At 65.8% G+C, this 14468-nt stretch carries 12 protein-coding genes; 3 read left to right on the top strand and 9 right to left on the bottom strand.

Annotated elements, in window-relative coordinates; all coding sequences use genetic code 11:
- Genes CVV68_RS07430 through CVV68_RS07420 form a run of 3 tightly spaced genes read right to left on the bottom strand, consistent with a single transcriptional unit; the run spans window position 1 to window position 3199 of the window.
- Window positions 1–1287, bottom strand: coding sequence for a sensor histidine kinase (locus CVV68_RS07430; protein WP_245933404.1), 1287 nt, complete (start codon window positions 1285–1287; stop codon window positions 1–3).
- 47 nt (window positions 1288–1334) lie between these two features.
- A complete protein-coding gene (locus CVV68_RS07425; RefSeq protein ID WP_110500371.1) occupies window positions 1335–2243 on the bottom strand; it encodes an ABC transporter permease in 909 nt (302 codons plus the stop codon).
- Complete coding sequence (locus CVV68_RS07420; protein ID WP_110500370.1) at window positions 2240–3199, bottom strand: ABC transporter ATP-binding protein; 960 nt, start codon at window positions 3197–3199, stop codon at window positions 2240–2242. Before CVV68_RS07420 ends, CVV68_RS07425 begins: the two co-directional genes overlap by 4 nt.
- Before the next feature lie 206 nt (window positions 3200–3405).
- Between CVV68_RS07420 and CVV68_RS07415 the strand changes: the two genes are divergently transcribed.
- Complete coding sequence (locus CVV68_RS07415; RefSeq protein ID WP_110500369.1) at window positions 3406–4077, top strand: phosphatase PAP2 family protein; 672 nt, start codon at window positions 3406–3408, stop codon at window positions 4075–4077.
- Here CVV68_RS07415 and CVV68_RS07410 read toward each other — a convergent pair.
- The 4 genes from CVV68_RS07410 to CVV68_RS07395 all read right to left on the bottom strand — a co-directional run bounded on the left by CVV68_RS07410 (window position 4056) and on the right by CVV68_RS07395 (window position 9392).
- A complete protein-coding gene (locus CVV68_RS07410) occupies window positions 4056–5276 on the bottom strand; it encodes an MFS transporter (protein ID WP_110500368.1) in 1221 nt (406 codons plus the stop codon). The genes CVV68_RS07415 and CVV68_RS07410 overlap by 22 nt on opposite strands.
- Window positions 5277–5290: 14 nt before the next feature.
- Entirely contained in the window at window positions 5291–5902 is a 612-nt protein-coding gene (locus CVV68_RS07405) for a TetR/AcrR family transcriptional regulator (RefSeq protein ID WP_110500367.1), read from the bottom strand.
- Window positions 5903–6362: 460 nt separating this feature from the next.
- Window positions 6363–8045, bottom strand: coding sequence for an ABC-F family ATP-binding cassette domain-containing protein (locus tag CVV68_RS07400; protein ID WP_110500366.1), 1683 nt, complete (start codon window positions 8043–8045; stop codon window positions 6363–6365).
- A gap of 108 nt (window positions 8046–8153) precedes the next feature.
- Entirely contained in the window at window positions 8154–9392 is a 1239-nt protein-coding gene (locus CVV68_RS07395; RefSeq protein WP_110500365.1) for a multidrug effflux MFS transporter, read from the bottom strand.
- Between the two features lie 171 nt (window positions 9393–9563).
- Between CVV68_RS07395 and CVV68_RS07390 the strand changes: the two genes are divergently transcribed.
- On the top strand, window positions 9564–10895 hold the full coding sequence (locus CVV68_RS07390; RefSeq protein ID WP_170133115.1) for a sensor histidine kinase: 1332 nt from the start codon (window positions 9564–9566) through the stop codon (window positions 10893–10895).
- Window positions 10896–10900: 5 nt separating this feature from the next.
- On the top strand, window positions 10901–11569 hold the full coding sequence (locus tag CVV68_RS07385; protein ID WP_110500363.1) for a response regulator transcription factor: 669 nt from the start codon (window positions 10901–10903) through the stop codon (window positions 11567–11569).
- A gap of 26 nt (window positions 11570–11595) precedes the next feature.
- On the opposite strand, the gene CVV68_RS23830 is transcribed toward CVV68_RS07385, so the two are convergent.
- Window positions 11596–13209 carry an OmpL47-type beta-barrel domain-containing protein gene (locus CVV68_RS23830; protein ID WP_245933403.1) on the bottom strand — a complete coding sequence of 538 codons (1614 nt, stop codon included), beginning with the start codon at window positions 13207–13209 and terminating at the stop codon, window positions 11596–11598.
- A gap of 192 nt (window positions 13210–13401) precedes the next feature.
- Window positions 13402–14439: a LacI family DNA-binding transcriptional regulator gene (locus CVV68_RS07370; RefSeq protein ID WP_110500362.1), complete on the bottom strand. Its 1038-nt coding sequence runs from the start codon at window positions 14437–14439 to the stop codon at window positions 13402–13404.
- Between the last annotated feature and the right edge of the window lie 29 nt (window positions 14440–14468).

Genomic DNA, 14468 nt, shown 5'->3' with positions numbered 1-14468 from the left:
TTAGTCGCGCCCGGCCGCTGGATGCAGCGCCACGTCCACGGTCCAGCCGCCATGCGAGGAAGGACCGGCGTCGACCGTTCCGGCATAAATCCGTGCCCGTTCGCGCATGCCCACAATGCCCTGCCCCGTCCCCATCGACGCGTCGAGGGAGCCGTGGCCGTCATCGGCGACCGCCACCTTCAACGTGCCCTGCGCGGGATCGTTGTCAATGAGCACCCGAACCCGGGATACGGAGGTGCCGTAGCGCAGCACGTTGGTCAGCGACTCCTGCACAATCCTGTACACCGTCAGCTGCAGGGCAGGGTCACCGGGCAGCGACGGGCCGGACTGCGTGACGGACAGCGGCATCCCGGCCTGCCGGAACCCTTCAAACAACGCCGCCAGGTCCGTGTGGTCCGGCTGTGGCGAGCGCGAATCCGTGCCGGAGTCGTCACGCAGGACCCCCAAGACACGGCGCATGTCCGCCAGCGCCGTCCGGCCGGTGTGGGAAAGCTGGCCCAACACCTCCCCCGCCTGGTCCGGGTTTCTTTTGACCACAACGGCGGCCCCGTCGGAAAGTGCCACCATCACGGTCAGGGAGTGGGCCACGACGTCGTGCATCTCCCGGGCGATCCGGTTTCGTTCGGCGATGGAGGCCAGCTGTGCGTTGCGCACTGCCCACTGCCGCAGTTCGGCCTCGTGCTCGCGCCCGCGCCGCACCGAGGCGCCCAGTCCCGTGGCAATGACGTTTGCCAGGACCAAGACGATGACGGTGATGACGTTGCTTTCGCCGGCACTGGGGCCATCCGGCGTCAGGAATTCCGCCGGATACTGATAGAAAAGCAGGGTGTAGGCAATCAGCGGAATCGAGGCAACGGCGGCCACCGAGAAGCTGAAAACGCCCCGGTAGCTCAGGGCCACTGCGTACAGCGCAAACCACAGGCTGGCACCGATGTTGCTGGCACTGGGCACCATCGCGATGTTGATGACTTCAAAGACGGACAAAATGGCCAGTACGGCCAGCGGCCTGTCCCGGCGGAACACCAGCACAAGGCAGGAGGCGGCGACCAGAACCAGGTGGACTGGAATGTTGGCGACCATCCGGTGGTTGAACAGCGTTGCGGAACTGGCCAGCAAATACACGACCACCACCACCACGTCCATGACGCGGGGATGGTTGTAAAAGTACTTTCGCACCACGCCGCGGCGGCTGGCCGAAAACTCGTCGGCCCGCCGCGCGGCGGAAGGTATGTCGGCGGAGGCTGCGGCCGTTCGTTCCGCAGCCCCCGTCTGGTCATGTGTGCCCATAAGGGTGAGTCTAGAAGCCCGGCGGCAGAGCCGGGCAAAAGACCTTCCTACACGTCACGGGTCTTAAGGGTGATGACGGCGGGCACCGTCACCAGGACAATCCAGCCCAGGAAGATCAGCCCGCCGGACAGGGGGCTGATAAAGGCGGCCTTGTCGCCAATTTCGAGCATGCGGCCGCCGGCCACGCTGGGCACGTACTGCCCGACGTACTTCCAGAAGTCGCCGGGGACCAGACCCAGCAGTGACGTGCCGATCTCGAGCAGGAAAAACAGGGCCACCAGGACGATGATGCCGCCGGCGGAGCTGCGGATCAGCGTTCCGAGGGAGAGGCCGGTCAGTGCAACGCCGGCGACATAGACGCCGCCCATCAGGATGGTGTACACGACGCCGTCGCGGCCCAGGGACATGTCAATGCCGTAGCCGTGCAGGATCGGGATGGAGATCAGGAAGGTAACGAAAGCGGCCACGAGGGTCAGCACATAGGACACCACCACCAGGACAATGGCCTTGGCGAAGAAGGCCGGCAGGCGCTTGGGCACTGCCGTCATGGTGGAGCGGACCATGCCCGTGCCAAACTCGGAGGCGATCAGCAGCACGGCCAGTGCACCCAACACCAGGATGCCCAGCTGCAGCCCGGCAATCGGGATGCCGTAAATGCTGATGCCCTGCGCGTTCGCGGCGTCAATGGCCTGTTCGAGGGTCAGCTGGTGTCCGGCCGGGGCACCCGGTTCGGTGGGACCCGTGGCCCCGAACTTCATGATCTGGTCGATGATGGTGCCGCGCAGGAAGGCGGCAATGATGCCGACACCCACCACGGCGACAAAGGTGAACAGCAGCAGCAGCTGGGTGGAGCGCAGGGAGCGGAACTTGATCCATTCGCTGCGCAGCACGCCCAGGAAGGTCAGCCCGGTCGTGCCGGCAGCAGCGGACGGTGCGGGAATCGTCGTCGTACTCATCGTTTTTGGAGTCCCTTCAAGGCGGGGGCCGGCTCTGCGGCGGCATCGTCAAATTCTTGCGAGTGGTACTCGACCGAATCCTTCGTCAGGTCAAAGTACGCTTCTTCCAGCGAAGTGGTCAGCGGGGTGAGCTCGTAGACCAGTACCTGGTTCTCCAGGGCGACCTGGGCAATCTGGCGCGAATCGACGCCGGAGACCTCCAGGGTCTCCCTTTCATTGTTCTGCACCTGCACGCCGTTGGCGCTGAGCAGCTGGCCCAGGCGTGCGGTGTCGGCGGTGCGGACGCGGACCCGCGCCTGCTGACTCCCGGCCAGGATCGTCGCGATGGGCGCGTCGGCAATGATCTGCCCGCGGCCAATGACAATGAGGTGGTCGGCGGTCTGCGCCATCTCGCTCATCAGGTGCGAGGACAGGAACACGGTTTTTCCCTGTCCGGCCAGGTGCTTGGCCAGGTTGCGCACCCACAGCACGCCCTCCGGGTCCAGCCCGTTGACTGGCTCATCGAGGATCAGGGTTTGGGGATCGCCCAGCAGGGCCGAGGCAATGCCGAGCCGCTGGCCCATGCCGAGGGAGAATCCGCCGGCCTTCTTCTTGGCGACGGCGGCCAGCCCGGTCATGTCGATAACCTCATTGACGCGGCTCGTGGGGATGTTGTGCGTGGCGGCCATGGCCAGCAGGTGGTTGTAGGCGCTGCGGGAGGTGTGCACGGCCTTGGCATCCAGCAGGGCGCCCACCTGGTGAAGCGGATCGTGGTGTTTGGCATAGGGCTTGCCGTTGACCGTGATGGTTCCGGCGGAGGGCTTGTCCAGGCCCACGATCATGCGCATGGTGGTGGACTTGCCGGCGCCGTTGGGACCCAGAAAGCCGGTGACCATGCCGGGCTTGACGGTGAAGGTGACACCGCCCACCGCGGTCTTGGCACCGTAGTGCTTGGCCAGGTTTACTGCCTCGATCATGTGGACTTCCCTTTTGGTGTCGTCACTTGGGTGAAAAGCGTGCGGCAATCTCCGCCCTTATCCACCACCGTACGCACCCGAGCCGGCGTTTTCTTCAATCTCAGGGATGAATCAGGGTCCGTTCAGGGTCGTCCCTTCGGATGACGGCACGCTTCGCCGCCGGCCCCTGCCACCGGATTGTGGCTTGAAAACCGTAGACTGGCTGGATGCCCGCCCGAATTCCGAACGCCGCCGAACTGCGGCCGCTGCGCGGTTCCACGCCTGTCCTGCTGTGGACATCCATCTGCGCCCTGGCAGTGGTGGCGGCGGGCGCCCTGGTGCTGGCAGCTTCAGCAAACCACCCCTTCTTTCAGGGGCTCGACGCCGCCTGGCACGCGGCGCTGACCGGCTCGCGGACGCCGTGGCTCACCAGCGCAAATCTGGTGTTGAATTTTGCCGGGAACACTGGCATGTTGCTCTACGCCATTGCACTGTTTTTGGTGCTCCTGGTGCGCCACCGCCGGCTGGCGTTCTTCACGGCCGGCGCCAGTCTGGGCACCCTGACCGCCACGCAGCTGCTGAAGTTGTTGGTGGGCCGGCACCGTCCCCTGGACAGCCTGGTGCACGTGGATTCCGGTTCATACCCGTCGGGGCATGTAAGTGCCACGGTGGCAGCAATGGTGGCAACCGCCGTCGTGCTGGGAAGGCTGTGGATGTGGGTCAGCGGCGCGATTCTCAGCGTGGCCATGATGTACAGCCGCATGTATCTGGGCGCGCATTGGTTCTCCGACACCATTGCCGGGGCGCTGCTGGGGCTGGGCCTGACGCTGCTCCTCTGGTGCCTGGTGCGGCATAAATGCCTTATTCGGCATACTGTTCAGTTGCCGGCGTCCTCATAGGCCTCATGGGCCTCGGCCGGAAGCGGCTTGGCGGCCGGGGCCGTGAGGATCGAGGCGATGATGGCAACGCCGATGGCCAGCAACGCCCAGCGGATGGTGACATGGTCGCCCAGGAATCCGAGCAGCGGCGGCCCGGCCAGGAAGGCCACGTAGCCGATGGTGGAAACCACGGACACGCGGGCGGCGGCACGGGCGGGGTCGTCGGCGGCGGCGGACATGCCCATGGGGAAGCCCATCGCCGCACCGGCACCCCAGAGGACGGCGCCGAGACCGGCAAGCCAGACGTTGGGCGCCACCACAAAAAGGGTCAGGCCCACCAGGGCCGCGCCGAGGCTGCCGTACAGGACGGGCACCCGGCCGTAAGCGTCAATGAACCGCCCGCCAAAGAACCGGAACGCGGTCATGGACGCCACGAACACGGCAAACATGATGGCCCCCCCGGATTCGGTGGCGCCCAGTCCGTCAACCGTGGCCTTGGCAATCCAGTCGTTTGCGGCGCCCTCAGTGAGTGCGGCACCGAGCACCACCAGCCCCACCAGCAGGGTGCGGCTTTCCTTCCATGCGCTGCGGCCCAATATCTCCCGGGAGGCCCCGGACGGCGGGTCTGCCGGCACCGCCTGCGCCGCCACGGGGGACGGCAGAAAGTATCGCGGGATGGCGAGCATGGCGAGGACAACCAACACCACAATGGCGAACAGGTGGGCGGACATGCTCACATGCAGGGCCGAAAGCCCCGCCCCCACCAGTGCCCCGACAAAGGCACCACCGCTGAAACCGGCGTGGAACTGCGGCATGACGGTCCTGCCCAGACGCCGCTCCACGTCGGCGCCTTCCACGTTTTGGGACACGTCCCACAAGCCAATTCCCACACCAAAGAAGAACAGCCCCACGGCCGTCAGGGAAACGGAACCCAGCGCGAGCGCCGTGGCCACTATCAGCCCGCCAAACGAGGAGGTGAAGCCGCCCACCCGGACCGTGGACGCAGTGCCCAGGCGCGCCACCACTGTCCCGGCCAGGGGCAGGGCAATGACGGAGCCGGCGGCAATGGTCAGCAGCAGTAGCCCCATCTCCCCCGCCGTCAGGTCCAGAACACGCGTAACGGTGGGGATCCGGGCGGCCCAGCTGGCAAAGACAAAGCCGTTGATGGCAAAAACGGCGAAGGTGGCCATGGCTGCATGGCGGACCGTTGGCTTGTTCATGGTGGGGTTGCTCTTCACTTGCTGGTGGGGGCGGCTGGGGCAACCGCTGGGGCAAAAAGGGCAAGAACCAGGGATTCCAGGTCCTGCGCCATGTCGATGGTTTTGTCATACATCCACTGCAGCTGCAGTCCGTCCGACGCCGCCACCAGCAGCCGTGCGAGCACCGCGGGCGGGAGGTCGGTCCGAAGGGTGCCGGCAGCCTGCCGGGCGGAGATGTCCCCGGCGGCATTGTCAACCACCGCACGGAACCGTTGGAGGAAAAATTCGTGGGATGCGTGTCCCGGCGCGCTGGCCGTGGCCGAGGCCACGGCATAGAGGGTGGTCAGGCCCGGTTGGGTCGCGTTCCGCCGGGCAATCGAGGGCATCGACTCGGTGAGGCCGCCGCCTGCTTGCACATCCTCGGCAGTACGCCGGTCACGTTCCTCCAGTACGGACGTCAGCAGTTCCTGCTTGCTGCCAAAGTAGTGGAACAAGGTGGCTTCGCGGACGCCCACCAGCTCGGCCACGCGCTTGAGTGCGGTTCCTTCAAATCCTTCGGTGGCAAAAACGTCGGTGGCCGTTTGGATGATTTGTTCCCGGCGCTCGACGCCCTTGGCGTAGCGCCCTCGGGTTTGCGGAGCGGACATGGCCTCCAGTCTATTTCACCACAGTTGGTGAAACCTAGTCATACTCGGTTTTTGATCGCTACACCAGCTCCTCCCCCATTGAAGTTCGAGACGATGACACCCCGATGGCCCCGTGAACACGGTGCACCATGAGGAGTACCCGACATCGGTTCGGTGCACGGCGAAAGCGGCGTTCGACTTTCGTTATGCGCCCGACCCGGGCTGGGTTGTGCGCGGGGTACACCATGCGCAGCACTCGACCCCGGTTACGCGCATGTCGGAAGTGGGGTTCTGCCATGCGCAGCACACGCCCCGGGTTCCACGCATATCCGAAGTGGAGCCAGGGCAGGCACACCTTGCCGCCATCGGCGTCGCCCGTCCGGGCCGGCCGGCACGGTTGCCGGTTTTGACGGGTAACACAGTCCCATCTTCCGCCGGGCGAATCGAGGATTCAGAAGTGGCCAACCCTCTCCCGAAGGCTCTATCGGGCGCGCTCGACCCGCTTTTCGTCCCAGACGGGTTCCTCGGTTTCGTACACCTTGCCGTCGGAGCCAAAGACCAGGAAGCGGTCAAAGGAGCGGGCAAACCAGCGGTCGTGCGTGACGGCCAGGACGGTGCCCTCAAAGGAGTCGATGGCTTTCTCCAAGGCCTCGGCCGAATGCAGGTCGAGGTTGTCCGTGGGCTCGTCCAGCAGCAAAAGCGTGGCGCCGGAGAGCTCCAGCAGCAGGATCTGGAACCGCGCCTGCTGGCCTCCGGAGAGGGAATCGTACTTTTGTTCCGAGCTGGAGGCCAGCCCGTAGCGGTCCAGCGCACCGGCGGCGGCCTCGCGGCCCAACCCCGAGCGGTGTTCGTCGCCGCGGTGCAGGATGTCCAGCAGCGTCCGGCCCAGCAGGTCCGGCCGGGCATGGGTCTGGGCAAAGAAACCAGGCCGAATTCTTGCGCCGAGTTTCACGGACCCTTCGTGCGGCACATGGGCAATTTCGACCTCGGACACGGGTTCGTGTTCCTTGTCCGGATCGGACCCGCCGGCGGCGAGCAGACGCAGGAAGTGCGACTTTCCTGAACCGTTGGAGCCCAGCACGCCGACCCGGTCGCCAAACCAGACCTCGGTGCTGAACGGCTTCATCAGCCCGGTCAGCTCCAATTTCGTGGCCACAATGGCCCGCTTGGCCGTGCGCCCGCCCTTGAGCCGCATCTTCACGTTCTGTTCAATGGGCAAGGCCTCTGGCGGGCCCTTCTCCAGAAATTGCGCCAGACGCGACTGCGCTGCCTGGTAGCGGTTCGCCATGTCGGAACGGAACGCGGCCTTGGTCTTGTACATGATGACAAGTTCCTTGAGCTTGACGTGCTCCTCGTCCCAACGCTTCCGCAATTCCTCAAAACGGGCATTGCGGTCCTCGCGCGCCTTCACATAGGAGGCAAAGCCGCCGCCGTGGGTCCAGCTCGACGCGCCGTTGATGCCCGGTTCCAGCGTGACAATCCTGTCTGCGGCGTTGGCCAGCAGCTCCCGGTCATGGCTGACGAACAGCACCGACTTGTCCGAGGCCGCCATTTTCCCCTCGAGCCAGCGCTTGCCGGGAACGTCAAGGTAGTTATCGGGCTCGTCCAGGAGCAGCACCTCGTCGGGACCGGAGAACAACGCCTCCAACACCAGCCGCTTTTGCTCGCCGCCGCTGAGCGAGGTCGCCTTGCGGTACTGTGCCGTGTAAAAGTCCACGCCCATGGCGGCCATCGTGACTTCGTCCCAGGTGGTTTCCATTTCGTAGCCGCCCACGTCGCCCCAGTCGGCGATGGCCTGCGCGTATGCCATCTGGCTGGGCTCGTCGTCACGTTCCAGCATGGCCTCTTCGGCGTCGTCCACGGCCCTTCCCGCGGCGGCAATGGTCGCCGACGCAACGGAGAGCAGCAGGTCCCGGACGGAGCTTTCGTCGCGCACCTGGCCCACGAACTGACGCATGACGCCCATGCTGCCCGAGCGCGACACCGCTCCTTCGTCGGCCTTGATGTCCTGGCAGATGATGCGCAGCAGCGTGGTCTTGCCGGTACCGTTGGGCCCAATCAGCGCTGTCTTGGTGCCGTCGGAGACGCGGAAGTTCACCCCGTTCAGCAGCTGCCGGCCGTCGGAGAGGAAGTAGTCAATGTTTGCAACGTCAATGTGTCCCACCCCTTAATCCTCCCATCTGCGGCCGGTGGCGTTGTCCCCAGCCCGGAATGGGCGGCTGGCATGACGGCCCCACCATCCTCGGGACGCGGATCAAGCATCCGGGAAATATCATCTTTCCGCGCGGGCCAGGCGGGCTGCTGTCAGCACGGCGCCCAGGGCCAGCGCCGAGCATGCCGCCATGGAAACCGCCATCGGCACGGCAGTGTGCTGCCCGGCGACACCTGTCAGGGGGCTCACCAATCCTCCGAAGAGGAACTGGACCGTCCCCAGCACGGCGGAGCCCGCACCGGCCCGCCCGGGCACGCGTCCCTGCGACAGGGCCACGGCATTGCCCATGATGAAACCCAGGCAGGCCTGGTTGACGAACAGGTGGGCCAAGGTGGGCCAGCCGGTAATGCCGGCTAGGACCAGACCGAGGCCGGCCACGTTGACCACGCAGGCCGTCACGACCGCCATGCGCAGGATCGTGCCGGGTTCAATCCGGTCCACGAGCCGGGTATTGATGAGCGCAGCCACGATGGCGCCGCCCGCGTTGACCGCGAAGACCGCGGAATAGCCCAGCGCGGAGAAGCCAAGCACGTTCTGCAACACGAAGGACGAGGCGGAGATGTAGGAGAAAAGTGAGCCGAACGTAAAGCCAAACGTGAGCGCGTATGCCATGAAGGACGGAGTCCGCAAGACCGCCCACGAAATGCCGACAATGCCCACCAGTCCGCCCCGGTGCCGCTTTGCCGCCGGCAGCGTCTCCGGGACCACGAACACCGAGCCGGACAGCATCAGCAGCCCGAATCCTGCCAGTGCCCAGAACACTGCCTGCCACGGGGCGACGCTGGCGATCATCCCGCCCAGCAGGGGTGCAACGACCGGGGCGAGGGATGTTATGGTCGCCAGCACGGAGAAAAGTTTGGCAGCCTGCCGATCGGTGGATATGTCGGAGACGATGGCGCGGGCAATCACCACGCCCGCGGCCCCGGATACGCCCTGGACAGCACGCAGGGCTATGACAACCCCGATGCTGGGAGCCACCACGATTGCCAGGCAGCTGGCCAGGAACAAGACGTTGCCGGCGACCATCAACCGGTGCCGCCCGACCATGTCGGAGACCGGACCAAGCAGAAACTGCCCGAAGGCCATGCCCACCATGTAGGTGGTCAGGGTCAGCTGGACGGCCGAGGCGGACGTCTGGAAATAATCGGCCACCCGGGGCATGGAGGCCAGGTACATGTCCGTGGCCATGGGGCTGACTGCACTGAGAACGCCGAGGGCCATCACAAGCACCACCCGGTCCTTGCCTCCGGAGAGCCGGAGCCGCGAGCGGAATCCGTCATCGGGGTTTACTGCGCTCATAGGCCGTCCTCCGGGGTCAAACGGATGGGAAACAGCTTGGCCCCAGTCCCCCGGGCGGCGCCGTTGCCGGGTTCTCGATAATAGTAGTGGCAACGACCGGGGGTTGTCCCCACCCCGGAATGGGCGGCTGGCATGATGGTTTCATCACTCCCACGCGGCAAGGATGGAAGCATGATCGATTCCCAAGCCGTCAAGAGCCGGCGTTCCTGGCTCATCTTCCGCGGAACAACGTGGCGCCAGATCGGCTCCGACCTGGCCTACCTGTTGCCGGGCTTCCTCGTCTCCCTGGCGTCATTCATCATTCTTGTGACGTTGTTCGCCGTGGGAGTCTCCATTTTCGTCATCTGGGTTGGCCTGCCCGTCCTCGTGCTGTGCCTTGCCGTTGCCCGGGGATTCGCCGCTGCCAACAGGTCGGCGCTCGTGCGCTGGACCGGAGGGATTCCTCCCGTGCACTACAAAGCGGCAAACCGGCGCACCATCAGGGGCATGCTCCACAGCCTCTCCGATGCGCAGCAGTGGAAGGACCTGCTCCACGGGACGCTGGTGTCATTCGTGTTCCGCACCGTCGCCTTTTGCGTCACCATCACATGGCTGGGCGTTATTGCCGGAGGTTTCACCAAGTGGTTCTGGCGCATTTACCTTCCGCCGGAAGACTCTGACCTGGCCACCATACTCGGCCTGGACACGCGCCTGGACATGAACCCCGCCGACGCCCAGGTGCTGCTGGAACTCGTGGCCGCCGTCGTCTTCGTCCTCACCCTGCCTTTCATCACACACCTGCTGGCCTCCATTGATGCGGGCATCGCGCGTAGTCTGCTCACCAACGAAAACGCGGCCCTGCGCGCCCGCAGCGCCGAGCTGGCCGGCAGCCGCGCCCAAGTTGTCTCGCAGGAGGTCCGGATGCTGCGCAAGATTGAACGCGACCTGCACGACGGCCCCCAGCAACGGCTGATCCGGCTGCAGATGGACGTGGAATCCGCCAAACGCCACATGGCCCGGGACCCCGAGGCCGCGCAGGCCTTGATGGACGGCGCGTTGGAGCAAAGCCGGGAGGCGCTGGCCGAGTTGCGTGCACTGTCCCGCGGCATCGCCCCGCCCATCCTGGCCGACCGCGGCCTGCACGCCGCCGTGGCATCACTGGCCACCCGCGCCACGGTTCCGGTGCGGCTCACCAGCAACCTGGACGACGGCGGGCGGCTGGAGGAAAGTGCCGAGAACGCGGCTTTCTTCGTCATTTCCGAGGCGCTGGCGAATGTGTCCAAACACGCCGGGGCCACCTCCGCCAGCGTCGTTGTCGAAGCAACGGCGGGCGCACTGACGATGGAGGTGTACGACGACGGCCGGGGCGGGGCCCACGTGGGCAAGGGCCACGGGCTGGCCGGGCTGGTGGACCGCCTGGCCGGTGTGGACGGCTCCATGGACATCGCGAGCCCGGAAGGCGGTCCCACTCTCCTGCGCGCGTCGATCCCGCTGCACGCAGCGGCCACCCAACCGCTAACCTGAAGGACATGCGAGTTGTTTTGGCAGAAGATTCCGTCCTGCTCCGTGAAGGTCTTGTCAGATTGGTTGAAGAAACCGGCGCCCAGGTGTGTGCCGCCGTTGGAGACGGCGAATCCCTGTTGACGGCGGTGGCCGAGCATGTCCCGGACCTGGTCATCACCGACGTGCGCATGCCGCCGTCGCACCGGGATGAAGGGTTGAGGGCCGCGCTGCAGATCCGTTCCGCGTTCCCGTCAGTTGCGGTCCTGGTGCTCTCCCAATACGTGGAGCTCAGCTACGCCACGGAACTGCTGGCAGGTTCGTCCGCCGGCGCCGGTGTGGGGTACCTCCTCAAGGACCGGGTGGCCCGCTTCGAGGATTTTGCCGCCGCCATGGAGCGCGTGGCCGGCGGTGAGGCTGTGATCGACCCGGATGTGGTCAGCCAGCTGCTGGCCAACCGCGGCACCGCCGATCCCACCAGCACGCTCAGCCCGCGGGAAACCGAGGTCCTCGGGCTCATGGCGCAGGGGCGCAGCAATGCAGCGATCTCCCGCGCCCTGGTGGTCGGCGCCGGCGCCGTGGAAAAACACATCAGCTCCATTTTCCTCAAACTGGGGCTGCACCAAACGGCCGGCGACCACCGCCGCGTCCTCGCTGTCCTGCAGTATCTGCAGTATCTGCAGGGCCGCCAAAATTAAACGGCCCGTTCCGGCTCGACGGGGAGCTATTGCACCGGCGCACCGGGTTGCGTCCCTGCCACCGGAGCCACCACGGCATCCTTTGTGGAAGTCGCTGTCAAACCGGCCGCGTCGGTGGCGCGGTAGGCGAGGGACACGCCGTCAACCCCTGCCTTGATGGGCACCGTGTAAGCCCGCCAGGTGGTTCCGCCGTCGGTGGAGTATTCGACCGCGGCAATGCCTGAACCGGAATCGGCAGCTGTGATCGTCGCGGTGCGGTCGGCAATTGTTGCGGTGATGGAGGGCACGGTGGTGTCCACCTTAAGGGAGCCCAATGTCTTTGCCGTTTCCAGATCGCCGGCAAGGTCGATGGAGCGGAATTTCACGGAGTTGACGCCGTCCGGGAGGGCGAACGCCTTGGTGTACCGAACCCAGGGGCCGTCGCCAATCTGGTATTCGGTCTGTGCCACGGCAGCCTTGTCCACGACCGCCAGCGTGACGGTGGGAACGGTGGTGTACCAGCCCGTGGCTGCCGGCGCAGCCGGGGCAACGGCGGCAGTGGTCACGGGCGTCGCCGTGGCGGGATTTGTCGTCGCGGGCGGCTTTGTCACAGTGCTCGTCGGCTTGGCCGTCTCAGTCGGCGTCGGCTTGGCCGTCTCAGTCGGCGTCGGCTTGGCCGTCTCAGTCGGCGTCGGCTTGGCCGTCACGCTCGGCGTCGGCTTGTCGGTCGGCGTCGGCTTGGCCGTCACGCTCGGCGTCGGCTTGTCGCTCGGCGTGGGCTTGGCGGATTTGCTTGACGTCTTGCCTGGATGGCTGCTGGCGTCCCTGAGGCTCGAGGCGTCCTTCGCGCCTCTGTCCTTTGCTGCCTTGGCCGCCTTCTCATCCTGGGCGGCGAACTCCGGCATGGTGAAGTAGGTGGAGGAACTGCTGGTGGACGCCGGCGTGTGCAGGATGGTTCCCACCGACGGATTCAACGCACTAATCATCAGGCCGTTGCCAATGTAGATGCCAATGTGCGACCAGTGGTTGGGTCCGTCGGGATTCTGGACCACCAGGTCCCCGGGCTGGGGGTTTTTGGTCTGGACCATGGGCAGCCACTGCTCGGTGCGGGGCAGGGCAGCACCGGCCTGGGCGTAGGCCCACTGCACAAAGCCGGAGCAGTCCCAACCGGAGGCAAAGCTGGTACCGCCCCAGACGTAGCTGTGGCCCAGGCCCTGGTAGGCAGCGGCCAGGATGTCCCCGCGGACCTCAGAGATAAGGCCGGGTGACATTTCGGGGATGCCTCCGCGCAGGGCATTGGCGTATTGTGCGAGCCCGGCCGTGTTGGCATTGGGATTTGTCAGGTCAAAGCGAGTCCTGGGCGTTGTCTTGCGCGCGAGGATCAACGTGTCGGCAAAAGAGATCTTGATCCCCGCGCTTTGTGTCGCGAGGGAATCCAGCCCTGCGGCAATCATTGGCTGGACACTGGGTTGGTCACTGGAGGAGTGCACCGCCGGCTGCGCGGCGGCCGTGGCTGCGGCGTTGTCAGCCACGGAGTTTTCGGCATAGCCCGCGCCGACAAATCCGCCCGACGCCAGCAGCGTGCATGCAACGGCCATGCCCAACTGGAATGACCGGGACTTGCCTTGGGAAAACGCCACCGAAAGGTCCCCCTGCTTCATCGCACTCGTTAGGCCCGAGCCTACGCCGAATACCCAAAATCAAACAGGCTTTTCACAACTTCACACAATATCCCTTAAGCGCACTTTTTGTTTCGGCAGGTCGCACAGATTCGGTCACGGCGGGGCCCCGGGGGCATGCGCAGACCCAGCGGCGGGCGCCACCCTACCGGCGGGCGCCCGGTGGACGGGAGGCTAAGCGGCAGGCGCCGCCGTTGAATCGCGGACCACCAGCTCCGTGGCCAGTTCCACGTGCAGGGAGTCCAGCGTCTCCCCCTGGGCCAGCCGGAGCACGGAGCGAAGTGCCGCACGGCCCATCTCCTTGAGCGGCTGCGCCACGGAGGTCAGGCGGGGCAGTGCCTGCTCGGCCAGGGCGGTGCCGTCAAAACCCACCACACTGAGGTCCTCCGGCACACGCAAGTGCCGCCGTCGTGCCTCATCCAGGACACCCAGCGCCGTAGCATCGCTGCCGGCAAAAATGGCCGTGGGAGGCTCCGGCAGGGCCAGCAGCCGGCCGGTGCCGGAAATGCCGAAGTCCCGGCTAAACCCACCGGCCAGCACATAGTCCGGCCGCGCCGCGATGCCGTGGCCCATCAGCGCCGCCAGGTAGCCGTGCAGCCTGGCAACGCTGCACTCGGCGGCTTCGGGGCCGCCCAGGAACGCAATGCGCCGGTGGCCCAGCGACAGCAGGTGCTCTGCGGCCGCCTTCCCGCCGGCCCAGTTGGTGGCCCCCACGCTGACAAAGCCGCTGTGGGGCGGGTTGAGCGGATCAATGACCACCACCGGGATGTCGCGGCGCTTGAAGGATTCCAGCTGCCTTGCCGTCACCTCCGAGGTGACCAGGATCAGCCCCTTGCGCCCGGACTCCACCATGCGCTGCGCCCATTGCTCATGGTTGGCATTGTGCAGCCGTCCTGGAGTGACATTGCTGAGCACAATCTCCACGCCCTCGCTGGCCGCGTAGTCCAGGATGCCGGTGAGCACTTCAAGGGAATACTGGTTGTTGATGCCGTCGATCACCAGGTCCACCATGACCGGCCCCGTGGAGCGCGCCCTGCGTTGGACCGGGGACTCATAACCCAGTTTGTCCAGTGCCGCCTGGACCCGGGCGCGGGTGTCCGCAGCGACGTCGTCCCTGCCGTTGATCACCTTGGAAACGGTGGGCGCCGATACCCCTGCCAGCGCAGCCACCGTGGCCAGCACCGGCTTGGCCCGCTTGCCATCCACACGCATTGCGCTCCATTCCTCGAAAAGTTTCTATC

Source organism: Arthrobacter livingstonensis (assembly GCF_003219815.1).
Lineage (GTDB): Bacteria > Actinomycetota > Actinomycetes > Actinomycetales > Micrococcaceae > Specibacter > Specibacter livingstonensis.
This window is presented reverse-complemented; position numbering and strand designations above follow the sequence as displayed.

Excerpts from the sequence above, each read along its gene's own strand:
- CVV68_RS07430 (WP_245933404.1), bottom strand. The coding sequence starts at position 1,287 with ATGGGCACACATGACCAGACGGGGGCTGCGGAACGAACGGCCGCAGCC.
- CVV68_RS07425 (WP_110500371.1), bottom strand. The coding sequence starts at position 2,243 with ATGAGTACGACGACGATTCCCGCACCGTCCGCTGCTGCCGGCACGACC.
- CVV68_RS07420 (WP_110500370.1), bottom strand. The coding sequence starts at position 3,199 with ATGATCGAGGCAGTAAACCTGGCCAAGCACTACGGTGCCAAGACCGCG.
- CVV68_RS07415 (WP_110500369.1), top strand. The coding sequence starts at position 3,406 with ATGCCCGCCCGAATTCCGAACGCCGCCGAACTGCGGCCGCTGCGCGGT.
- CVV68_RS07410 (WP_110500368.1), bottom strand. The coding sequence starts at position 5,276 with ATGAACAAGCCAACGGTCCGCCATGCAGCCATGGCCACCTTCGCCGTT.
- CVV68_RS07405 (WP_110500367.1), bottom strand. The coding sequence starts at position 5,902 with ATGTCCGCTCCGCAAACCCGAGGGCGCTACGCCAAGGGCGTCGAGCGC.
- CVV68_RS07395 (WP_110500365.1), bottom strand. The coding sequence starts at position 9,392 with ATGAGCGCAGTAAACCCCGATGACGGATTCCGCTCGCGGCTCCGGCTC.
- CVV68_RS07390 (WP_170133115.1), top strand. The coding sequence starts at position 9,564 with ATGATCGATTCCCAAGCCGTCAAGAGCCGGCGTTCCTGGCTCATCTTC.
- CVV68_RS07385 (WP_110500363.1), top strand. The coding sequence starts at position 10,901 with ATGCGAGTTGTTTTGGCAGAAGATTCCGTCCTGCTCCGTGAAGGTCTT.
- CVV68_RS23830 (WP_245933403.1), bottom strand. The coding sequence starts at position 13,209 with ATGAAGCAGGGGGACCTTTCGGTGGCGTTTTCCCAAGGCAAGTCCCGG.
- CVV68_RS07370 (WP_110500362.1), bottom strand. The coding sequence starts at position 14,439 with ATGCGTGTGGATGGCAAGCGGGCCAAGCCGGTGCTGGCCACGGTGGCT.